Origin of the sequence: Azospirillum formosense (assembly GCF_040500525.1) — a bacterium.
Lineage (GTDB): Bacteria > Pseudomonadota > Alphaproteobacteria > Azospirillales > Azospirillaceae > Azospirillum > Azospirillum formosense_A.
The window spans coordinates 704,025-725,576 of the sequence record NZ_CP159404.1 but is presented as its reverse complement, the minus strand read 5'-3'; the positions used below and the strand labels follow the sequence as shown (position 1 = coordinate 725,576).

At 70.7% G+C, this 21,552-nt stretch carries 22 protein-coding genes; 3 read left to right on the top strand and 19 right to left on the bottom strand.

Annotation, left to right across the window (positions count from 1 at the left end; translation table 11 throughout):
* Positions 1-2: 2 nt before the first annotated feature.
* Genes ABVN73_RS23915 through ABVN73_RS23905 form a run of 3 tightly spaced genes read right to left on the bottom strand, consistent with a single transcriptional unit; the run spans position 3 to position 1,440 of the window.
* A complete protein-coding gene (locus ABVN73_RS23915) occupies positions 3-569 on the bottom strand; it encodes a hypothetical protein (RefSeq protein ID WP_353861077.1) in 567 nt (188 codons plus the stop codon).
* Complete coding sequence (locus tag ABVN73_RS23910; RefSeq protein ID WP_353861076.1) at positions 569-889, bottom strand: hypothetical protein; 321 nt, start codon at positions 887-889, stop codon at positions 569-571. The genes ABVN73_RS23915 and ABVN73_RS23910 overlap by 1 nt, the downstream gene beginning before the upstream one ends.
* A gap of 2 nt (positions 890-891) precedes the next feature.
* A complete protein-coding gene (locus tag ABVN73_RS23905; protein ID WP_353861075.1) occupies positions 892-1,440 on the bottom strand; it encodes a sigma-70 family RNA polymerase sigma factor in 549 nt (182 codons plus the stop codon).
* 177 nt (positions 1,441-1,617) lie between these two features.
* Here ABVN73_RS23905 and ABVN73_RS23900 point away from each other — a divergent pair, with 177 nt between their 5' ends.
* Both ABVN73_RS23900 and ABVN73_RS23895 read left to right on the top strand, forming a co-directional pair.
* The gene (locus ABVN73_RS23900; protein ID WP_014241890.1) at positions 1,618-1,902 is read left to right on the top strand and encodes an HU family DNA-binding protein; all 285 of its coding nucleotides are present in this window, start codon (positions 1,618-1,620) and stop codon (positions 1,900-1,902) included.
* Between the two features lie 86 nt (positions 1,903-1,988).
* Positions 1,989-2,183, top strand: coding sequence for a hypothetical protein (locus tag ABVN73_RS23895; RefSeq protein ID WP_353861074.1), 195 nt, complete (start codon positions 1,989-1,991; stop codon positions 2,181-2,183).
* A 9-nt stretch (positions 2,184-2,192) separates the two neighbouring features.
* Here the strand turns inward: ABVN73_RS23895 and ABVN73_RS23890 are convergent, their stop codons facing one another.
* From ABVN73_RS23890 to ABVN73_RS23860, 7 genes are all read right to left on the bottom strand, one after another.
* On the bottom strand, positions 2,193-2,567 hold the full coding sequence (locus ABVN73_RS23890) for a response regulator (RefSeq protein ID WP_353861073.1): 375 nt from the start codon (positions 2,565-2,567) through the stop codon (positions 2,193-2,195).
* Between the two features lie 113 nt (positions 2,568-2,680).
* On the bottom strand, positions 2,681-3,412 hold the full coding sequence (locus ABVN73_RS23885) for a helix-turn-helix domain-containing protein (protein ID WP_353861072.1): 732 nt from the start codon (positions 3,410-3,412) through the stop codon (positions 2,681-2,683).
* 177 nt (positions 3,413-3,589) lie between these two features.
* On the bottom strand, positions 3,590-4,897 hold the full coding sequence (locus ABVN73_RS23880) for a four-carbon acid sugar kinase family protein (protein ID WP_353861071.1): 1,308 nt from the start codon (positions 4,895-4,897) through the stop codon (positions 3,590-3,592).
* Positions 4,894-6,165 (bottom strand): ribulose-bisphosphate carboxylase large subunit family protein, encoded by a 1,272-nt coding sequence (locus tag ABVN73_RS23875; protein WP_353861070.1) that lies wholly within the window; start codon positions 6,163-6,165, stop codon positions 4,894-4,896. Before ABVN73_RS23875 ends, ABVN73_RS23880 begins: the two co-directional genes overlap by 4 nt.
* A gap of 8 nt (positions 6,166-6,173) precedes the next feature.
* The gene (locus tag ABVN73_RS23870; protein WP_035679790.1) at positions 6,174-6,713 is read right to left on the bottom strand and encodes a VOC family protein; all 540 of its coding nucleotides are present in this window, start codon (positions 6,711-6,713) and stop codon (positions 6,174-6,176) included.
* A 44-nt stretch (positions 6,714-6,757) separates the two neighbouring features.
* A complete protein-coding gene (locus ABVN73_RS23865) occupies positions 6,758-8,608 on the bottom strand; it encodes a TRAP transporter large permease subunit (protein WP_353861439.1) in 1,851 nt (616 codons plus the stop codon).
* 89 nt (positions 8,609-8,697) lie between these two features.
* Positions 8,698-9,741, bottom strand: coding sequence for a TRAP transporter substrate-binding protein (locus ABVN73_RS23860; protein ID WP_353861069.1), 1,044 nt, complete (start codon positions 9,739-9,741; stop codon positions 8,698-8,700).
* 134 nt (positions 9,742-9,875) lie between these two features.
* Between ABVN73_RS23860 and ABVN73_RS23855 the strand changes: the two genes are divergently transcribed.
* Positions 9,876-10,961, top strand: a complete 1,086-nt coding sequence (locus ABVN73_RS23855) for a LacI family DNA-binding transcriptional regulator (RefSeq protein WP_353861438.1) — start codon at positions 9,876-9,878, stop codon at positions 10,959-10,961.
* On the opposite strand, the gene ABVN73_RS23850 is transcribed toward ABVN73_RS23855, so the two are convergent.
* From ABVN73_RS23850 to ABVN73_RS23810, 9 genes are all read right to left on the bottom strand, one after another.
* Positions 10,927-11,865 carry a DMT family transporter gene (locus ABVN73_RS23850; protein WP_063922713.1) on the bottom strand — a complete coding sequence of 313 codons (939 nt, stop codon included), beginning with the start codon at positions 11,863-11,865 and terminating at the stop codon, positions 10,927-10,929. The two genes, ABVN73_RS23855 and ABVN73_RS23850, sit on opposite strands and share 35 nt — an antisense overlap.
* Positions 11,866-12,101: 236 nt before the next feature.
* Positions 12,102-13,046: a 3-keto-5-aminohexanoate cleavage protein gene (locus ABVN73_RS23845; protein ID WP_353861068.1), complete on the bottom strand. Its 945-nt coding sequence runs from the start codon at positions 13,044-13,046 to the stop codon at positions 12,102-12,104.
* A gap of 60 nt (positions 13,047-13,106) precedes the next feature.
* Entirely contained in the window at positions 13,107-14,654 is a 1,548-nt protein-coding gene (locus tag ABVN73_RS23840; RefSeq protein WP_353861437.1) for an acetolactate synthase large subunit, read from the bottom strand.
* A 26-nt stretch (positions 14,655-14,680) separates the two neighbouring features.
* Complete coding sequence (locus ABVN73_RS23835; protein ID WP_353861067.1) at positions 14,681-15,742, bottom strand: histone deacetylase family protein; 1,062 nt, start codon at positions 15,740-15,742, stop codon at positions 14,681-14,683.
* A 61-nt stretch (positions 15,743-15,803) separates the two neighbouring features.
* Positions 15,804-17,033: a Zn-dependent hydrolase gene (locus ABVN73_RS23830; protein WP_353861066.1), complete on the bottom strand. Its 1,230-nt coding sequence runs from the start codon at positions 17,031-17,033 to the stop codon at positions 15,804-15,806.
* A 27-nt stretch (positions 17,034-17,060) separates the two neighbouring features.
* Complete coding sequence (locus tag ABVN73_RS23825) at positions 17,061-18,026, bottom strand: 2-dehydropantoate 2-reductase (RefSeq protein WP_353861065.1); 966 nt, start codon at positions 18,024-18,026, stop codon at positions 17,061-17,063.
* 10 nt (positions 18,027-18,036) lie between these two features.
* Positions 18,037-19,701: an ABC transporter ATP-binding protein gene (locus ABVN73_RS23820; protein ID WP_353861064.1), complete on the bottom strand. Its 1,665-nt coding sequence runs from the start codon at positions 19,699-19,701 to the stop codon at positions 18,037-18,039.
* Positions 19,701-20,573 carry an ABC transporter permease gene (locus tag ABVN73_RS23815; RefSeq protein WP_353861063.1) on the bottom strand — a complete coding sequence of 291 codons (873 nt, stop codon included), beginning with the start codon at positions 20,571-20,573 and terminating at the stop codon, positions 19,701-19,703. The genes ABVN73_RS23820 and ABVN73_RS23815 overlap by 1 nt, the downstream gene beginning before the upstream one ends.
* A complete protein-coding gene (locus tag ABVN73_RS23810) occupies positions 20,570-21,550 on the bottom strand; it encodes an ABC transporter permease (RefSeq protein ID WP_014241864.1) in 981 nt (326 codons plus the stop codon). The genes ABVN73_RS23815 and ABVN73_RS23810 overlap by 4 nt, the downstream gene beginning before the upstream one ends.
* Positions 21,551-21,552 lie beyond the last annotated feature (2 nt).

The following is a 21,552-nucleotide window of genomic DNA, read 5'->3' as shown; positions in this document are numbered from 1 at the left end:
GTTCAGAACCACGCCATGCGGGCGTCGCGGGCGTGGGCCAGGATTTCCTTTTCCGGCTGCTCGCCGCACAGCGCGTAGACCGTCGTCCCGACCTGCCAGTAGGCGACCGAGACGTTGCCGATGCGCTCGGCCTGGGGTTCGGTGACGGCGAAGCGGTCGACCTCGCTGGCGAACAGCGTGATCAGCTGCGACCCGCCGTGGCGGTAGGCCGCCTGCACCGCGACCCCGCCGTCCCAGGCCACGGTGCGCAGCCCGTCCGGCGCCTGCCCGATGTCGAGCTGCGGGATCGGCACCGCGACCTCCGGATTGGTGGAGGCCAGACGGTTCACCAAAGAATTTGCGGCGTCGGCGAAGGGCTTGAAGTCGATCCCGCTGTGCAGCGCCTGCTGGTGGGTCTGGGCCGCGATGGTGATGTAGTGGGTGGCCGCGTGGGCCGTGGCGACCGGGTTGACCGACAGGGACGACACTGCGCTGTGCGCCGTCCAGCCCAGCCCGACGAGGCACAGCGCCGCGACGGCGCGCCGCCCGCGGCCCGAGCCCGTGGCGGCCCGCGCCCGCGCCCGGTTCATCAGCTCCGCCGCCGGGCGGCGCCACAGGGCGCCCCACTGCTTGCGGCGCGGCAGCGGCGCGCCGGCGCCGACCGCCGGCTGGGCCGGGGTGGGGCCGGTTCGGCGGCGGGTTGGGGCGTGACCATCTCGGCCGCCGCCTTTTCCACGGCGGGTCCGGCCATGAACAGGCCGATCTCGTCGCGGACCCGCATGTCGTGCATGACGCGGGCGGCCTCCTCCGGATTGGCCTCCAGATAGGCTTCCACCTCGATGCGGCGCTGCGCGTCAAGCTCGCCGTCCACATAGGCGTTCAGGTCGATGTCGCTGATCGGTTCGTTCATCGTCATTTCACCACGCGCAACGGGGGGCGCTGGACCCGGTCTGATTGGCTTCGGTCGGACTGGTCTGACGCCGGCTGGCGCCCGCCGCCCGTCTTGGCCCGCAGCGCGTCGCGCGCACGGCCCAGGCGGGACATCAGGGTGCCCACGGGGATGCCCAGGCATTCGGCGGCGTCCCGGTAGGACATGCCGTCGAGCGCCACCAGCACCAGGGCCTCCCGCTGTTCGACCGGCAGGGTCATCAGGGCCGCTATGGTCTGGCCGAGATGGACGTGGCTCATCTGCGCCGGCGGGGAGCCTTCCTCCGCCATCGAGATCAGTTCGCCGGTCGCCTGGCGTTCGGCCTGCTGGCGCCGCCAGCGGTCCACGAAGGTGTTGTGGACGATGGCGAGCAGCCACTTGCGCAGGTCGCGCCCGTCCGTGAAGGACGACGCCCCCTCGATGGCCTTGACGAGCGCCTCCTGGACGAGGTCCTCCGCCTGGTCGGGGTCGCGCATCAGGACCAGGGCGTAGCGCCGCAGAACGTCCAGATGCTGTCCCAGCTCGTCTTTCATCACCGTCCCGGATTGGTTCTTCACACTCGGCATACGGATCATGCCGTGGCTTAATCCGTTCCGGGGGAAAAAATCGCCACGGGATTGGCTTGCGCGCGGACGCCGGGCGGAGTAGGTCAGAAGCGCCTGGAGCCCTGGAGGATGCTGGGGTTCCGCCATGAACAAGGGGAGTAGGGAATGACGAAGGCCGATCTCATCGACGCGATCGCCGGCAAGCTGGGCGGCACCAAGGCCGACGCCGGCAAGGCGCTGGACGCGGTTCTGGAGAGCCTGCAGGACGCGCTGGTCAAGGGGGAGACGGTCAAGCTGCCGGGCTTCGGCCAGTTCGAGATCGCCGAGCGCGGCGAGCGCACGGGCCGCAACCCGCAGACCGGTGCGGAGATCAAGATCGCCGCCTCCAAGGCGCCGAAGTTCTCCGCCGGCAAGGCCCTCAAGGACGCCGTCAACGGCAAGGCCGAATAAGCCTTCCGCAAGGACGATCCTTGTATCGGATGAAGGGGCGGCGGCAACGCCGCCCCTTTCGTCTTTCCAAATTTCTTGGTGACGTCATGAGCAGCAACAGCGTCTACCGCTGGATCAAGGTCGAGGGACGATGGGAGCCGGCACAGCAACTGGCCGATGGCTCCTACATGCCGATCGGTGACATCGTGCCGCTGTCCGCCCGCAGCGTGAAGGTCGGCCCGGTGATCGAACCGCCGCCCCGCAACGCCGCACCCAAGGACGGCGTCGACGAGCAGGGCTGACTCCCGGCTTTACCCGGCCGTCCCGGTTTGGTCGAGCATCGCGCGGACCGCGCCGATCGCCGACTGGAAGCTGAAGGGCTTGTGCAGGACGCGCAGCCGGTCCGACTCCGGGTGCCAGAGGGCGCCGCTGTCGGCGGTCATGACGATCACCGGCAGGGTGGGCCGCCGCGCCCGCGTCCGGCGAATCAGCTCGTTGCCATCCATCACCGGCATCCGCAGGTCGGTCATCAGCAGCGACGCCGGGCCGTTTTCCAGGGCGGTGATGGCCTCCAACCCGTTGTGGGTCAGCGTGACGCGCAGACCCTGGCCTTCCAGCGTATCGGCGAGGGCCAGGGCTTCGAGACGTTCATCCTCGGCGACGAGGATGTGGGGGACGGACTCCATGATTCGGCCTGACGGTGCAACGCAAAGGGAGTAAGGGGTACGTTGCGGCCGGCCGAATGGATTTCCCTTGATTGCGGAGGGTGATCGGAACGCTGGCGATCAGGCGGCGTGGATCAGGCGCATTCGGCGAGTTCCGCCAGGGCTTCGGCGTCCAGCAGTTCGACGCGGCCGCCGTCGAGGATGCGTATCAGGCGCGAGGTCTTCAGCTTGGTGAAGCCGCGGGACACCGTCTCGGTGGTCAGGCCGAGATGGTCGGCGATGTCGCAACGGCTCATCGGCAGGGCGATGGTCCGGCCCGAACCGGCGCGGCGGCCCAGCGCCAGCAGGAAGCTCGCCAGCTTTTCCAGCGCCGACTTGCGGCCCAGCAGCAGCATCTGGTCCTGCGCCGCCACCAGCTCGGAGGTGGTGACCGACAGTAGCCGTCGCGCCAGGGCGGGCTGGGAGTCCAGCAGGGCGTCGAGCTGGCAGCGCGGGATGCGCTGGACGGTGGAGGCGGTGATCGCCTCGGCGGAATAGAGGTAGCGGTCGGCGAAGGCCAGCCCGACCATGTCGCCGGCCTGGAGGAAGCCGATGATCTGACGGCGCCCGTCCGGCAGCAGCTTGTAGAGGCGGATCATGCCGTCGACCACCCGGAAGACGGCGTCGGCGGCCTCGCCCTCGGCGAAGATGGACTGCTCGCGGTCGAACACCCGGAACTGGGCGATGTCGGCCAGCGGGTCGGCGTCGTTGGCGGCGAAGCCGGCGGCATGGCGGGAGGGGGCGACACGCGGCATCGCCATCGCGACGGCCTGATGGCCGTGCGGAACGCGCGTCGGCTGGGCGGCGATGGCGGTGTGAGCGTGCATGTCGGGCCCCTCGGCGTTCGTGGAAGCGGCCCGTCCCCGTGGGGCAACCGCTCGATGAGCCGAAGTTATGCGCTGCGGGGTACCCTGTGCAGTTCGGTCTTGTACCTAAGGGGCTTTGCGTACGTAAGACTACCTAGGGGCCATGGGTGACGGGTGGGCGGAGGGGAGCGAGGACGCTCACCCTCCGTGCACCAGCCGTTCGAACAGGTCCTCCGACCCCATCTGCCCGCCCTTGAGCATCAGCTCGACGCCATCGGTGGGCGGGTGGGCGCTGTGGGTCAGGCTGACCGTCACGCCGGGGCTGAGCGCCGTCCGGAAGGACAGGCCCCACAGGCCCAGCGCCTTGACCGCCTTGCTGGAGGTGTCGCCCCCGGCGATGCCCAGGCGGCGCAGCGGCACCGCGCGGGCGACCGAGGCCACGAAGTCGGCGGTGGCGTCGGCGATGGCGGCGGACTGGGCGGTGTCGGGCGTCTCGCCCTCCGCCGGGGCGGTCCACACCAGCACGTTGCGGCCCTGGCCAAGAAGCGCCGCGATCTCGGCCCGCAGCCGCTCGCGGTAGGCGGCATCGCGGCACAGGGCGCCCGCGTCCGCCGGCATGCGGTGGAAGGAGGAGGCTGCGGCGATCTGCCGGCGCGTGACCGGCGACAGGCTGCCGGCCAGGACGAAGACCGGCCCCTCCGCCGGGGCCAGGGGCGTGTCGCCGACCGTGTCGTCGCGCTCCCATTGGGTGCCCAGCGCCTGGACCACCCCGCTCGGCCCGACGGTCAGAAGGGGCGAGCGCCGCGCCCGCTCCCAGATCAGCCGCCCGACGGGCGCCAGATCCATCGGCTGAGCGATGTCCAGCAGGACGGCGGATACGCCGCCCGCCACCATCCGGTCCAGCTTTTCGTCCAGAGCCCCGCTGACCAGCCCGTAATCCGGGTAGTGCAGGGCGCCCATCCCCTCCAGCCCCTGCGCGGCGAGGTGAAGGCGCAGGTCGGCCTCCGTCATCGGCGTCACCGGGTGGGCCTTCATCGTCGGGTGGCGGTCGATGCGGTGGACCGTCCCGCCCGTGCCCGCCGCGGCGAACAGCGTGCTGAACAGGCAATAGCGCCCGATGTTCGGCTGGCCGCCAACCACCGGCAGGAAGCGGTTGGGGAAGAAGGGCCGCAGGGCCGCCACCGCCGCCCCGATGCTGCCGACCTGCGGCGCGCTGTCGAAGGTCGAGCAGCACTTGTAGTGCATCACCGGCACGCCGAGCCCGGCGAAGAAGCGCCCCACCGGCTCCAGCTCGGCCCGCAGGGCTTCCGGGTCCATGGTGCGCGACGCCCCGGCGATCCCCAGCGCGTCCAGTGGGCCGAGCCCGGCCAGCCGCTCCGCGTCGGGGATCTCCAGCAGCAGCAGCGCCCGCTGCCCGGCCTTCGCCAGCGTGGCCAGCGTGTCGGTGGCCCCGGTGAAGTCGTCACCGTACCAGCCCAGCCGGGGCGGCGGGTGCGCCGCCGTCACTTGCCCGCTCCGAAGAACTCCATGGCGCGCTTCAACTCCGGCCGGGTCGCTGCGGCGTCCGGCAGGGTGACGCCCTCGCGCACCGCCGCCCAGGCCTGACGGATGCTGGTCACGCCGGCGGCGGGGCCGTCCGGGTGGGCCATGATGCCGCCGCCCGACATGAACAGCAGATCGTCCGTCCCCACCGCGTCCCAGGTGACGGGAACGGTCCCCGCCCACTGGCCGGACGAGAAGGCCGGCATCACCGCGTCGTCGCAGCCCTCGGCCAGCGGGGCGAGGCAGGACGTGGCGCCGTCGATGACCTCCGCGTCGGGCTGGGCGAACTTGCCCTGGAGGCCGTGGACGTGCATGTGGTCCACCCCGGCCAGCCGCCACAGCGTCTGGTAGGCGTCGAAGCCGATGCCCAGGCTGGGGTGGCGCGACAGGGCGCCGAAGCCGTTGCGGTGCCCGTGCAGCACCAGCCCGCTGTGACGGCGCAGCGTCTGCACGGCGGAGAAGCCGCACCAGTTCAGGCTGACCATCACGCAGCTTCCGCCCTCGCGCTCCACCAGATCGGCGTGGCGGCGCATGGCGTCCGTCTCGTCGCTGATGTTGAACGCGACCATGACGTGCTTGCCGGTGCGGTCCTGGTGGCGGCGCACCCGGTCCATCACCGCCGGCACGCGCTGGGCCAGCGGGGCGTGGACCGGATCGGCGCAGATCTCGTCGTCCTTGATGAAATCCAACCCGGCGGCGCAGAGCGTGCCGACCAGCTCGCCGGTCTCCTCCGCCGACAGGCCGAGGTTCGGCTTGATGATGGAGCCGACCAGCGCCCCGCGCTCCACCCCGGTCAGCCGCCGGGTGCCGGCCACGCCGTGCCGCGGCGCGTCGAAGCGCTGGCGGTACGCGGCGGGCAGGCGGACGGAGTCGAGCCGCAGGCCGGTGACCTCGCCCAGGTCGAACAGGTTGCCGGCCACCGTCGCGGCCAGCGTCGGCAGGTTGGTGCCGACGTTGCCGATGGGGAAGCTGATGGTAACGCGGGCGCGCCGCCACGGTCCGGGCCGCTTCTGCCGCTCCAGCCATGTGTTCGGCAGGCTGGGGGAGGCGGCGGGTTCCAGCTCCTCCACCCGCTCCACCACGGCGCGGGCGCGGGCGCGCAGGTCGTCCGTCTCGCCGTGGACGCGGGTGAAGGTGCCGCAGGACTGCTCCCCCGCCATGATCTCCGCCACCTTGGCGGGGTCCATCGGGGTCTCGATCAGATAGGTCGCCTCGAAGCGGTCGGAGCGCATGGCGATGCTCACAGCCGGCTGAGGTCGGGGAAGGGCCGGACCGGATCGCGGCCGTCCCAGTCGAGGGAGGCGTTGCGGATCAGGTCGAACATCTTGCCCTTCGGCCCGGCGACCTCCGACAGCTCGATCACCGTGCCGGGGTGGTACTCGGTGTCGAAATAGACGAAGCGGCCCTTCTCGCCGACCTCGCCGCTCATCACCGGCTTGAAACCCTGACCGGTCAGCCGCTCCAGGTCGGCGTCGTAGTTCTCGGTCCAGTAGGCGACGTGCTGGAGGCCGGTGCGGCCCGCCTTCAGGAAGTCGCGGTACATCGACGGCGCGTCGTTGCGGGTCTGGATCAGCTCCATCTGGAGCGGACCGGAGTTGGCGAGCGCCACCGAGTTGTGAACCTCGTACCGCTCTCCGCGGTAGGTGTAGTTCTTGATCGGAACCCGCTCGTTGTAGAACCACGGGCCGATGCCCAGGGTGCGGCTCCAGTAATCCATGGCGGCCTCGATGTCGTCGACGACGTAGCCAGCCTGCCGGATCTGGCCGAAGAATCGGCTCATGAAGGAACTCCTGATTTTATCGTTATGGGGGGACCGGCAAGACTTCAGTAGGGAAGGAAGCCGGTGGAAATCCACGGAATGGCGGCGACCACGATCAGGCCCACGAGAAGGGCGGCGACGTAGCCCCAGATGTGCTTCAGGCCTTCGTCCGGGCTGACCTTGCTGATGGCGCAGGCGCCGTAGTAGCCGACGCCGAAGGGCGGGGCGAACAGGCCGATGCCCATGGCGAAGATCACGACCATCGCGTAATGCACCTCGTGCACCCCGGCGTCGCGGGCGATGGGGAACAGCAGCGGGCCGAACAGGACGATGGCGGGGATGCCCTCCAGCACGCTGCCCAGGATGATGAAGGCGACGATGGAGATGGCGAGGAAGCCGTAGCCGCCGCCGGGGATGTCGGCCATCCACAGGGCCAGCGCGCGGGAGAAGCCGGACTGCGTCAGGCCCCAGGCCATGGCGGTGGCGCAGCCGACGATGAAGATGATCGCCCCGGTCAGCGACGCCGTCTCGACCAGCATCGGCTTCAGCCGCGCCCAGTCGAACTGGCGGTAGACCAGCAGACCCATGATGGTGGAGTAGGCGATGCCGATGGTCGACACCTCGGTCGCCGTCGCCACACCTTCCACCACCGCGGCGCGGATGACGAAGGGCAGCAGGATGGCTGGCAGGGCAGCCACGGCCAGACGGGCGATCTCCGACGCCGGCGGGCGGCGGATGTGGCTCAGATCCTCGTGGCGGTAGCGCCACCAGACGACGACGCAGAGCGCCGCGCCCAGAACCACCGCCGGCAGCAGGCCGCCCGCGAACAGCGCCGCGATGGACACGCCGGTGACCGAGCCGATGGTGATGAGGACGATGGAGGGCGGAATGGTCTCGGTCTGCGCGCCGGTCGCCGACAGCAGGGCCACGAGGTCGCCGGGAGGGGCGCCGCGCTTCTTCATCTCCGGGAACAGCACCGGCGCGATGGCCGCCATGTCGGCGATCTTCGAGCCGGAGATGCCCGACACCAGATACATCGCCCCGATCAGCACGTAGGACAGGCCGCCACGCACATGGCCGAGCAGGCTGGCGAGGAACTGGATCATGGCGCGGGCCATGCCGGTCATCTCGATCAGCAGGCCGAGGAAGACGAACAGCGGCACCGCCAGCAGGATCAGGTGCGACATGCCCTCATCCAGCCGCCCGACCATGACGAGCAGCGGGGTCGAGGTGGTCAGCGCCAGATAGCCGAAGGTGGCCAGCGCGAAGGAGAAGGCGATGGGAACGCCGCCGAACACGCAGGCGGCGACCACGCCGACGAAGAAGATGACGAGGTTGGCCTGCCCCAGCGGCTTCAGCACCGGGCCGGCCAGCCAGAAGGCGACGGTGACCGCCACGGTGAGGGCGATCGCCGCCAGGGTCAGCCGGAGGTTGCGCGTCCGCATCAGCCGGATCAGCGCGACCACGGCCATCAGCCCCAGCCCGGTCGGCAAGGCCGCCGCGCGCCAGGCGTTGCTGATCTCCAGCGCCGGGGTGACGATGAACTGCTCCTCCATGGCGTAGTCCAGGGCGGGGTGCAGGATCATCGCCAGGAAGGCGATGGGTGCCGTGATCGCCAGCGTCTCCAGCAGGGCGCGGGCCGTGGGGCCGACGCGGCTGACCAGACCGGTCATCCGCATGTGCTCGCCGCGGCGCAGCGCCACCACGGCGCCCAGCATGGACAGCCACAGGAAGAGGATGGAGGCCAGCTCGTCCGACCACACCAGCGGCGCGTGGAAGACGTAGCGCGCCGTCACCCCGGCCAGCAGGATGGCGATCTCGGCCAGAACGATGAGGGCGGCGGCACCCTCCACCGTCGCGGCGAGGCCGCGGTCCAGCCGATCGGTCCAGGAACCGCCGGACGCGGCCCCTGGCATGGCGCCGCCCTCGTCGAGCGCCGTCGCGTGGTGAGACAAAGCCGCACCCTCCCTTTCCGTGTTGTCCACAGCCGTTCTTCAGGCCGGCGTCAGGCGAGCTTGCCGACGGCGCCTTCCAGCAGCGCCCAGGCCTCGTCGCCGAAGCGGCCCTTCCATTCGCCGTAGAAGCCGCTGTCGCGGAGCTTGGCGCGGAAGCTGTCGGGCGACGGCTGGTTGAAGGCGAGGCCCTTGGACTGGAGGTCGGCCTGCACCGACTGGTTCAGCGCCTTGATGTCCTCGCGCTGCTGGACGCCGGCGTCGTTGATCGCGGTGGAGACGATCTTCTGCAGGTCGGGAGGCAGGCCGCGCCAGGCGCGCCCGTTGGCGATGAACCAGAAGCCGTCCCAGATGTGGTTGGACAGGGCGCAGTACTTCTGCACCTCGTACAGCTTGGCGACCTGGATGATCGGCAGCGGGTTCTCCTGCGCGTCGACGATGCGCGTCTGCAGCGAGGAATAGACCTCCGAGAACTGCAGGCTGGCCGGGGCGGCGGACAGCGACTTGAACATGGCGATGCTGAGCGGGCTGACCGGCACGCGGATCTTCAGCCCGTCCATGTCGGCGGCGGTCTGGATCGGCTTGGCCCCGCTGGTCATCTGGCGGAAGCCGTTGTCCCACATCTTCTCGAAGGCGTGCAGGCCGACCTTGGAGATGGCGCCGCGCACATGCTCGCCCAGCTTGCCGTCCATGGCGGACCAGACCTGCCCGTAGTCGGCGAAGGCGAAGCCGACGGCGTTGATGGCGGCCACCGGGACCAGCGTGGCGATGACCAGCGCCGAGGGCGTGAAGAAGGTGATGCCGCCGCTGCGCACCTGCGACAGCATGTCGGTGTCGCCGCCGAGCTGGTTGTTCGGGAAGATCTGGATGTCGACGCGGCCGTTCGTCTCGCGGCGGATGCGCTCCGCCGCCTCGTGCGAGCGGACGTTCAGCGGATGGGTCAGCGGCAGGTTGTTGCCGTACTTGAAATCGAACTCGGCGGCGCGGGCGATGCGCGGCGCGCCGATCAGGGTGGCGGTGCCGGCCCCCGCAGCGAGTCCGATCGCCGGCGTGGCGGCCAGCCCCTTGAGCATCGTGCGGCGCGACAGCGGGTTCATGCTTTCCTCCCGGGAAACGTTGATGTAGTTTGATGTTCGACGGTGATTGTTGGTTGGACGGTATGTGCGCGAATGGCCGGTGTCAAACGCGAATGATGATGTGATTTGATGGGATCGGAGGGTTTTGAACCGTGATGCAGGATGATGCGGACGCCGTCGCCGCAACCCCCGAACATTCCCGCGGGCTGCCGCGGATCGCCGACATCGCGCGGCTGTCGGGCGTGTCCACCGCCACCGTGGACCGCGTGCTGAACCACCGCCCCGGCGTGCGCCCGGCGACCGTGCAGCGCGTGATGAAGGCGGCGGCGGAACTCGATTACATCCCGGAATCGGACCTCAGCGCGGCGCTGGCGCCCAAGCCGACGCGGCTGGCCTTTCTGCTGCCGGACGGAACGAACCGTTACCTGACGCGGCTCGGCCAGCTCATCCGCCAGTCGGAGGCGGCGCTGGCCCCGCTGGGCATCCGCGCGCAGGTGGAGTTCATCAAGAGCTTCAACCCGGACCTGCTGGCGCGCAGCCTGCTCCAGCACTGGCGCAAGGTCGACGGGGTGGCCTTCATGGCGCTGGAGCATCCGGCGGTGCGCGAGGCGGTGAACGAGCTGGCGGCGCGCAACGTGCCGACGGTGACGCTGATCTCCGACGTGCAGAACTGCCGGCGGGCGGCCTATGTCGGACTCGACAACCGGGCGGCGGGGCGGACCGCGGGCTATCTGTTCGCGCGCTTCCTCGGCGGGCGGGCGGGGAAGGTCGCGATGATCGCCGGCAGCCTGAGCTACCGCGCGCACGAGGACCGCGAGCTGGGATTCCTGAACGTCCTGAAGGAGATGGCGCCGGCCCTCGAGGTGGTGGGCCTGCGCGAGGCCCACGACGACGAGGCCAAGAGCTACCGGCAGACGCGGACGCTGCTCAGCCACCACCCCGACCTCGCCGGCATCTACACCATCGGCGGAGGGGCGGAGGGCGTGGCCCGCGCGCTGAAGGAGGCGCGGCGGGAGCGCGAGGTCGTCTTCATCGGCCACGGCTTCACGCCGGAGACGCGGGCGCTGCTGATCGACGGCACGATGGAGGCGGTGATCACCCAGGACCCGCGCAGCGCGCTGATGGGCTGCGCCGCCGTCTTCGCCAATCTGCGCGCGGGCCGCGAGGCGATGCACGGCGTGGAGCCGCCGCGCATCGAGGTCATCTTCAGGGAGAACCTGCCCCCCGCGGCTCCGCCGTGACCGGCGCTGGGGTGGGCACGGGCCGCTTGTCGCGCACCATGACGACCAGCAGGACGGCGCAGAGGATCAGCGCCAGCGCGGCGTAGGTGCGCAGCGGCGGCGTCTCGCCCAGCACGACGATGGCGCCGGTCACGCCGATCACCGGCACGATCAGCGAACTGACCGAGGCCTGGGCGACGCTCAGCCGCCGCACGATGGCGAACCACAGCAGATAGCCGCCGACCATCGCCACCAGGATGTGGAAGACCAGCGCGACCAGCACGCGGGGCTCCAGCGCCAACGTCGGGGCGGGGTCGAGGGCCAGCGCGAAGGGCAGCACCACCGGCAGGGAGATGGCGAACTGCCAGCCGGTGATGGCGTTCGGCCCCATGGTCCAGGCCGTCCGCTTGATCAGGACATTGCCCAGCGCCCAACTCAGCGCTCCGGTCAGCATGAAGGCGGGGCCGAGCGGCAGGGCGCCCAGCCGCAGCAGATCGGGGCCGAGCAGCACGGCCAGGCCCGTCAGCCCGCAGGCCAGCCCCATCCACTGGCGCGGCCCCGGACGCTCGCCCAGGATGGGGATGGCCAGCAGCGTCGCCCAGGCCGGCATGGTGTAGGCGATGATCGCCGCTCCGGAGGTCGCCATGTTCATCTGCCCGAAGGCGGAGCAGATGTTGAAGCCCGCCATGTTCAGCAGCGCGACGGCGGCCAGAGGCCAGCGCTGCCCGCGCGGCACGGCCAGCGATTCCCCGCGCGACCGCGCGTAGGCGAACAGCACCGCCGCCCCGACGGCGAAGCCCAGGCTGCGCAGCGTCCAGGGCTGGATCTGGGTGAGGATGATCTTGACGGCGGGCCAGTTCAGGCCCCAGCAGACGCTGATGAGGCCGACCAGCGACAGATCCAGCGCCCGAGCGCGGCTTATCATGGCATGGGATTCCGGGTGTGGGGTGGATGCGCGACCTTCACAACTCAAATTCCCTCTCCCCTCCGCTCACGCGCAAACGAAGTTTGCGCTGACGCGACAGGCGGACCTTTGGTCCGCCGAAAGCGGGAGAGGGTTGGGGTGAGGGGGATGCACGTGGCGGGACGTCCGGCAAAAGCGCAACCCCCTTACCGGCCCTCCGGGCCACCCTCTCCCCAGAGGCGAGAGGGTTCTGCCGGTCAGAACCTTACCGCGTCGCCGCCCTTCAGGGACAGCATGGCGCGAGCCTCGTCCGGCGTCGCGACCTCAAGGGCCAGCCCCTCGATCAGTTTGCGGACCATGGCGACCTGTTCGGCGTTGGAGGTGGCGAGACGGCCCGGACCGGCCCACAGATTGTCCTCCAGCCCGACGCGCACGTTGCCGCCCAGGGCCAGCGACTGGGTGGCGATGGGCATCTGGTTGCGCCCGGCGCCCAGCACCGACCACACATACTGCTCGCCGAACAGCCGGTCGGCGGTGCGCTTCATGTGCATCACGTCCTCCGGATGCGGGCCGATGCCGCCCAGGATGCCGAACACCGACTGCACGAACAGCGGCGGCGTCACCAGCTTGCGGTCCAGGAAATGGGCCAGCGTGTAGAGGTGGGAGATGTCGTAGCACTCGAACTCGAAGCGCGTCCCGTTGCCGGAGCAGGTCTTCAGGATGTGCTCGATGTCCTTGAAGGTGTTCTTGAACACGAGGTCGCGGCTGTTTTCCAGATAGGTGCGCTCCCAGTCGTGCTGGAACTCGCTGAAGCGGTTCAGCATGGGAAACAGGCCGAAATTCATCGAGCCCATGTTGAGCGACGCGACTTCCGGCTGGAACTGCGCGGCGGGGCGCAGCCGGTCTTCCACCGTCATGGCGGCGCTGCCGCCGGTGGTGATGTTCACAACGGCCTTCGTCGCCTGCTTGATGCGCGGCAGGAAGCGCTGGAACAGCTCCGGGTCCTGGGTCGGGCGGCCGGTCTCCGGGTCGCGGGCGTGCAGGTGGACGATGGCCGCCCCGGCCTCCACCGCGGCGATGGCCTCCGACGCGATCTGGTCCGGCGTCACCGGCAGGTGCGGCGACATGCTGGGCGTGTGGATGGAGCCGGTGACCGCGCAGGTGATGATGACTTTGCGCGCGCTCTTCTTGGGCGTCGTCATGTTGTCCTCCCTTGTCTCCTCCCCCGCCCCGTGAGGGGGCGAGGGGGATGGTGTTGTCCGTCAGATCACCGCTTCGATCAGGAAGGGGCCCTTGCGGGCGAAGGCGGCCGACAGCAGGCGGTTGAAGCTCTCCGCGTCGGTGGCCTGTCCGCCCTCCACCCCCATGCCGCGGGCGAGCGCCACCCAGTCGAGGTCGGGGCGGCCCAGCTCCGTGCAGTTGCGGGCGTTCGGCCCCATGTCGCGGAAGCCGAGGTTGCCCAGTTCCCACTGCAGGATGCCGTAGCGGCGGTTGGCGAAGATGATCGTCACCACGTCGGCCTGCTCGCGCGCCTGGCTCCACAGGGCCTGGAGCGTGTACATGCCGCTGCCGTCCGCCTGCACGGTCACCACCTTGCGGTCGGGGCAGGCGATGGCCGCACCCAGCGCCAGCGGCATGCCGATGCCGATGGCCCCGCCGGTGATGGTCAGCCAGTCGTGCGGGCGCGCCCCGGCGCAGGCCGTGTAGACCATCGGGCTGGAGGAAATCCCCTCGTCCACCACGATGGCGCCCTCCGGCAGCAGGGCGGCCAGCGACTGCCCGACGCTGTCGGCGGTGAGAGCGCCGGTCGCCGGGGAGGGCGGGGCGAGCGGCTGCGCCGGAGCCGGCGTGCCGGCGGCGCCCACCGCCTCGACCAGCCAGCGCAGGGCGGCCAGGGCGTCGCTGCCCGGCGGGGCGACGGTGTGGATGCGGCAGTCCTCCGGCGCCAGACGGCTGGGCTTGTCGGGGTAGCCGAAGAAGCCGACCGGCTCCCCCGAACCGATCAGGACGACGTGCTTGGCCCCGGCCAGCGCGGCGATGCCGAGGTCGATGGGGTAGGGGAAGCGCTCCACCGTCACGCGGCCCGCCCCGCGCTCGATGCGGGTGGCGCCGGTGTGGGCGTAGAGTTTGGCGCCGGTCGCGGCGGCGATTTGCCCGGCCAGCGCCAGCCCCTCCGCGCGCGTGGCGCGGCCGTTCAGCAGGACCACCACCCGCTCCCCGCTTCGCAGGGCGTCGGCGGCGGCGCGCAGCGCCTCGGCGTCCGGGGCGGCGGGGACGGGCGGCTCCACGATGATCGGCTCCGCCGCCGCCGTGTCGTCCCAGGAGGAGTCCGACGGCAGGATCAGGGTGGACACGCCGCAGGGCGGGGTCAGCGCGGCGCGGATGGCCTCCGCCGTGTCCGCGGCGACCGAGGCGGCGTCCGGCACCGTGCGCACCCAGGCCGACATGGGCTTTGCCAAGCCTTCCACGTCGGAGGTCAGCGGCGCGTCGACGCCGCGGTGCCACGTCGCGTGGTCGCCGACGATGTTGACCATCGGCACGCGGGCGCGCCGGGCGTTGTGCAGGTTGGCGAGACCGTTCGCCAGCCCCGGCCCCAGGTGCAGCAGCGTCGCCGCCGGCCGGTCGGTCATGCGGGCGTAGCCGTCAGCCGCGCCGGTCGCCACGCCTTCGAACAGCGTCGGGACGCAGCGCGCGCCGGGCATGCTGTCGAAGGCGGCGAGCGCGTGCAGCTCCGACGTGCCGGGGTTCGCGAAGCAGGTGTCGACGCCGTTCGCCATCAGCGTCCGGACCAGCATTTCCGCGCCCGGGATTTTCGCGCCCGGGATTTTTACGCCGCTCATCGTGCCGCCTCCGTAAGCCCGCCCTCGAAACCGTCCAGGAAGCTGGCGAGATTCACCGCCAGCGCGTCGCAATCGTAGCCGCCCTCCTGCACGACCACGGTCGGCAGGCCGGCGCCGGCGATCTTGCGGCCCAGCGTGGCGAAGCCCGGCGTGGTCACCTTGAAGAAGGCCAGCGGGTCGCCGACGTAGGTGTCGAAGCCCAGCGACAGCACCAGCGCCTCCGGCCCGAAGGCGGCGATGTGGCTCAGCGCCCCGTCCACCGCGTCGAGGAAGGTGGACTCCTCGGTGCCCATGGGCAGGGGGATGTTCAGGTTGCTGCCGAGGCCGCGGCCCTTGCCGCGCTCGTGCGCGTAGCCGGCGAACCAGGGATAGAAGTTGTTGGGGTCGCCGTGGATCGACACGACCAGCACGTCGTCGCGCTCGTAGAAGATCGCCTGCGTGCCGTTGCCGTGATGGACGTCCACGTCGAAGACGGCGACGCGCGGCGCGCGGCCCTGCTGGGCCAGCACCGGCAGCATCGCCTGGGCGGCGACGGCGGCGTTGTTGATGTAGCAGAAGCCCCCGGCCATGTCGCGGGACGCGTGGTGCCCCGGCGGGCGGCACAGGGCGTAGGCCGCGCGCTCCCGACCGCTCGCCACCATCAGCGCCGCGTGGACCGCCGTGTCGGCGCCGCCGCAGACGGCCTCCCAGGTGCCGGCGCCGATCGGGCAGGCGGTGTCCGCCATGTGCCAGCCCGCCTGGCCGACGATGCCCGTCGGGTACTCGGCCATGTCGGTGTTGCGGTGGACGTTGGGGACGATGACCTCCGACGCGTCCGGCAGGGCCGACCAGCGGGCGTGGGCGGTTTCCAGGAAGCGCAGGTAATCGGCGGAATGGACCGCCGCGCGCGGGCCGGCGCCGTAGGACGGCGGCTCCTCCACCGTCACGCCGCGCGCCCGCAGGGAGCCGACGAGCGCCTCCGCCCGCTCCGCCTTCTCGGGCGAGGGCTTCGGCTGGCCGCGCACCAGGAAGGTCGGCGGACGATGGCGCAACTGGGCCTCGGCAAAGACGTAGCGCATTGAAAAGGCTCCCGGAGTGAATTGATACCCTCTCCCGCCTGGGGAGAGGGGGAGGTGGATGTTACCCGGCCGCGGCCAGAACCGCGTCCGCCAGGACCGCGCAGCCGGACGCGGCGTGTTCGGGCTTGATGTTCTCCGCCTCGTTGTGGCTCAGGCCGTTCTCGCAGGGGATGAAGATCATCGCCGTCGGCACCTTGCGGGCGACATAGACCGCGTCGTGGCCGGCCCCGGACACGATGTCGCGGTGGCTGAGGCCGCGCCGCTCGACCGAGCGGCGGACGTGGCCGACCAGCTCCGGCGCGAAGGGCGTGGTCGGGAAGGCCCAGAAGTCGGTCAGCTCCAGCGTCAGGCCGCGGTTGTCCGCGATGGCGGCCAGCCGCTCGCGCAGCAGGGCGTCCATGCGGGCCAGCGCGTCGGGGTCCGGGTTGCGCAGGTCGATGGTGAACCAGACGCGGCCCGGAATGACGTTGCGGGAGTCCGGGTGGACCTGGACGCGCCCGATGGTCGAGCAGGCGTCGCCGCCGACCTGCAGCGCGATGGCCTCCACCGCCTCCATCATCACGGCCGCGCCAGCCAGCGCGTCGCGGCGCAGGCGCATGGGCGTCGGCCCGGCGTGGGATTCGCGGCCGGTCACCGTCGCCTCGTACCAGCGCTGACCCTGCGCGCCGGTCACCACGCCGATCTCGACGTCCTCGGCCTCCAGAACCGGACCCTGCTCGATGTGCGCTTCGAAATAGGCGCCCATGGCGTGGCCGGTGACCGGGACCTCGCCCTTGTAGCCGATGCGCGCCAGCTCGTCGCCCAAGCGGACGCCGTCGGTGTCGCGGATGTCCAGCACATGGTCGAGCGTGAAGACGCCCATCGCCACGCCGGACCCGAGCATCGGCGGGGAGAAGCGCGCGCCCTCCTCGTTGGTCCAGACGATCAGGTCGATGGGGGCGTCCGTCTCGATGCCCTGGTCGTTGAAGCTGCGGATGACCTCCAGCCCGGCCAGCACGCCGTAGATGCCGTCGAAGCGGCCGCCGGTCGGCTGGGTGTCCAGATGGCTCCCCATGCAGACGGCGGGACGGTCGGGGTTGCGGCCCGCGCGGCGGGCGAAGATGTTGCCCACCTCGTCCACCGTCACGGTGCAGCCGGCCTCCTCGCACCAGCGCACGAAGAGGTCGCGCCCTTCCCGGTCGAGGTCGGTCAGCGCCAGCCGGCACAGGCCGCCCTTCGGCGTCGCGCCGATCTTCGCGAGGTCCATCAGGGTCCGCCACAGGCGGTCGCCGTCGATGCGCAGATCAGACATGGTCCCTATCCCGATCCCAATTCCGAATTAGTGTTGAGTCTCGGCGCGAGCCGCGGTCAGCAGCCCGGTCACCGTGGGCAGGCTCAGCCCCGCCCTGTTCGCCAATTCCAGCGGCGCGTCCAGCACCGCCTCGATCTCCGCCCGCCGGCCCGCCGCCACGTCGGCGCGCAGCGCCGGACGGATGCGGCCCGGATGCTGGGCCATGGTCCACACGTCCCCGACCTTCGCCTTCGCCGGATGGCCGAGCGCCGCCGACAGGGCCAGCACCTCCTCCACCACCGCGGCGAAGGTCGGCTGCAGAGCGTCGTCGTGGGCGATCTCCTGCGCCGTCTTGCCGGTGGCGAGGCCAAGCAGGCCGAAGGCGAAGGGCGCCAGCAGCGCCGTCCACACCTCCGCCCGGATGTCCGGCACGGCCAGGGCGTTGAAGCCGCCCGCCCCGAACAGGGCCGCCAGATCCTTGACGTCCTTGTTTCCCGCCACCGGGCCGAGGGCGAGCCGCAGCCCGCCGAGATGCCGCAGATAGCCGGGGGTCCGCCGCTCCACCGCCACGCGGGCGACGGCGCCGACGATGCGGTCCGCCGGGATGGCGTCCGACAGAAGCCCTTTCGGATCGACCGAGGACAGTGGGGCCGCAGCCGACGGACCGCCGATGGCCTCATCCGCCGGGTACCACCAGGGGATGCCGCCGACCACCGGCACCAGCCGCGTCTGCGGCCCGAGCAGGGGCAGAAGCAGGTCCAGCACGTCGGTCAGCAGGGGGGATGGCACCGCCAGCACCACCACGTCCTGCGGGCCGAGCGACAGCGTGTCGTCGGTCACCTGGGGCCGCACCGTCACCGGACGGCCCGAGGGGCCCTCGACCGTCAGCCCGTCGCGCCGCAGTGTGTCGAGCGTCCGCCGCCGGGCGACCAGCGCGGCCGGCAGTCCGGCGGCGGTCAGCCGCGCGGCGATCAGACCGCCGACCGCCCCGGCCCCGATGACGGCGACCTTCATGCCCGCCCCGTCAGGCGCTGTTGCGCAGGGCGGCCGACCGCCGCGCCACCGGAACCACGTCCTCCGGGATGGTCCAGCCCTTGCCGGGGATGGCGTCCAGGAGGGTGCGGGTGTAGGCGTGCTGCGGGTTGCCGAACACCTCCTTCGCCGGGCCGATCTCGACGATGCGGCCCTTCTGCATGACCGCGATGGTGTCGCAGATCTGGGCGGCGATGCGCAGGTCGTGGGTGATGAACAGCATCGACAGGTTCAGCCGGTGCCGCAGATTCTCCAGCAGGTCGAGCACCTGCGCCTGCACCGACACGTCAAGCGCCGACACCGGTTCGTCGGCGATCAGCAGCTTCGGCTCCAGCGCCAGGGCGCGGGCGATCGAGATGCGCTGGCGCTGCCCGCCGGAGAACTCGTGCGGGAAGCGCTCCGCCGCCGAGGCGTCGAGCCCGACGAGCTTCAGCAGCGCCTTCGCCTTGTCGAGCGCCTTGTGGCGGTCCTCGCCGAAGGCCACCGGCCCCTGGGTGATGATGTCGCCCACGGTGTGGCGCGGGTTCAGCGAGGCGTAGGGGTCCTGGAAGACCATCTGCACGTGCCGCCGGTAGGGCCGGAAGGCCGGGCGCGACAGCGACAGCAGATCGACGCCCTCGAACAGGATCCTGCCCGAATCCGGCTTGATCAGCCCGACGATGGAGCGGCCGAGCGTCGACTTGCCGGAGCCGGACTCGCCGACCAGCCCGACCGTCTCGCCCTGGTGGATGGTCAGCGACAGGTCGTCGCCCGCCACCACCTTGCGCCCCGGCGTGAAGAAGCCGCCGCCGAGGTGGAAGGTCTTGCACACCTTCTCCGCCGTCAGCACCGGCTGGCGCGCGCGGGTGAAGTCCTCGCGGTGCTCGATCAGGTGCGGGACGGCGGCGATGAGCTGGCGGGTGTAGGGATGCTGCGGCCGGTTCAGCACCTCCTCGGCGGTGCCGATCTCGACGATCCGGCCGCGCTGCATCACCGCCACGCGGTGGGCGATCTCCGCCACCACGCCGAAGTCGTGGGTGATGAACATCACGCCCATGCGGCGCTTGGCCTGGATGTCCTGGATCAGCTCCAGGATCTGCTTCTGCGTGGTGACGTCGAGCGCGGTCGTCGGCTCGTCGGCGATCAGGATGTCCGGCTCCACCGCCAGCGCCATGGCGATCATCACGCGCTGGCGCTGGCCGCCCGACAGGCGGAACGGGTAGCTGCGGCGCAGATGGTCCGGCTCCGGCAGGCCGACGGAGGCGAGAAGCTCCACCACGCGCGCCCGGCGGGCGGCGCGATCGAGCGTGGTGTGGTAGCGCAGGACCTCGTCGATCTGGTCGCCGACCCGCATCAGCGGGTTCAGCGCCGTCATCGGCTCCTGGAAGATCATGGCGATGCGGCCGCCGCGAAGCGCGCGCTGGTCGCGCTCCGGCAGGCTGAACACGTTGGTGCCCTGGTGACGGATCTCGCCGGCCGAGACCGTCACCGCCTTGGGCAGCAGGCCCATCACGGCGTGCGCGGTCATCGACTTGCCCGACCCGGACTCGCCGACCACGCAGAGGATCTCCCCGTGCTCCAGCGCGAAGGTCAGGTCTTCGACCGCGTGCGGGCGGTCGGCGCCGCGCGGCAGGTCGATGGTCAGGTGGCGGACGTCGAGGAGAGGCGTCTCGGTCATCAGGAACGGCCCTTTCGCGCCAGCTTGGGATTCAGCGCGTCGTTCAGCCCCTCACCCACGAGGTTGAGGGCAAGCACGGTCAGAAGGATCGCGATGCCGGGGAAGAAGCTCATCCACCAAGCCTGGCGGATCACCGTGCGGGCGGCGCCCACCATGTAGCCCCAGCTCATCAGGTTCGGATCGCCGAGCCCGAGGAAGGAGAGGGAGCTTTCCAGCAGGATCGCCGTCGCCACCATCAGCGAGGCCGACACGATGATCGGGGACAGGCTGTTGGGCAGGATCTGGCGCCAGATGATCGTCATGTTCGACTGGCCGGTGGTCACCGCGGCGTGCACGAACTCGCGGCTCCGCAGGCTCATGAACTCGCCGCGCGCCAGCCGCGCCAGCGGCGGCCAGGAGACGATGGCGATGGCCAGCACGATGGAGGTCAGCGACGGCGTGAAGATCGCCACCAGCACCACGGCCAGCACGAAGTTCGGGATGGTCTGGAACAGCTCGGTGAAGCGCATCACCAGATCGTCGACGCGCCCGCCGTAGAAGCCGGAGACGGCCCCCAGGAACACGCCGATCAGCACCGCGACGGCGGTCGAGGTCAGCCCGATCAGCAGCGACACCCGCGCCCCGTGGGCGATGCCCGCCGCGATGTCGCGGCCCAGCGTGTCGGAGCCGAGCAGCGCGTCCTCCGACAGCGGCGGCTGGAAGGGCATCGCGGTCATGTCCCACGGGCTGTCCGGATAGAGCACGTCGGCGAAGGCCGCCATCAGGACGATCAGGGTGAGGAAGGCCAGCCCGATCACCGCGCCCTTGTTGCGGGCGAAGGCGCTCCAGAAGCCGGAGCCCTTGCGGGACGGCGTGATGGCCGCGGCGGTCATGGCGCCACCTCGATGCGCGGATCGACGAGGGAATAGATCAGGTCGGTCAGCAGGTTGAACACCACCACCACCACCGAGGTCAGAAGGAAGATGCCGAGCAGGACCTGATAGTCGCGCTGCAACACGGCCTCGAAGGCGAGGCGCCCGATGCCGGGGAGCGCGAAGACGGTCTCGATCAGGATGGAGCCGCCGATCAGGTGGCCGGCCTGGAACCCCGCCACGGTGATGACGGGCAGGATGGCGTTGCGCAGGATGTGCACCGACACGATGCGCCATTCCGGCAGGCCCTTGGCCCGCGCCGTCTTGACGAAGTCCATGTCGCGCACCTCCAGGATCGAGGCGCGGGTCAGCCGGGTGTAGACGGCCATGTAGAAGAGGCCGAGCGTGGTCACCGGCAGCACGAGGTGCTTGGCCCGGTCGAGGAAGGCGTCCCAGCCGGTGTAGCCGGCGCCGATGCTCTCCGTGCCGAAGGCGGGCAGCCAGCCGAGATTGACCGAGAAGAGAAGGATCAGCATCAGCCCGATCCAGAAGATCGGCGTCGCGTAGGCGGTCAGGCCGACCACGGTGATGGCGGTGTCCGACCAGGTACCGGCGCGCATCGCCGCCAGCGTGCCGAGCGCCACGCCGCCCAGCAGGGCCAGCACGAAGGCGGTCAGCGTCAGCGACAGGGTGACGGGCAGGCGGTCCATCAGCAGGTCGAAGACGGGTCGCTGCTGGCGGTAGGAGTAGCCGAGGTCGGCCTGCACCACCTTGGACATGTAGGTGCCGAGCTGCTCGTACAGGGGGCGGTCGAGGCCGAACTGCTGGCGGAGCTGTTCGACGAACTTGGCATCGGCGGCCCCGGCCTCGCCCGCCATCACCGCGGCGGGATCGCCGGGCGCTGCGTGGACCAGGAAGAAGTTGAACACGGCGATCGCCAGAATGACGAAGACCGCCTTCACCAGCCTCTGTGAGATGAATAGGGCGATGCGGGGCATGG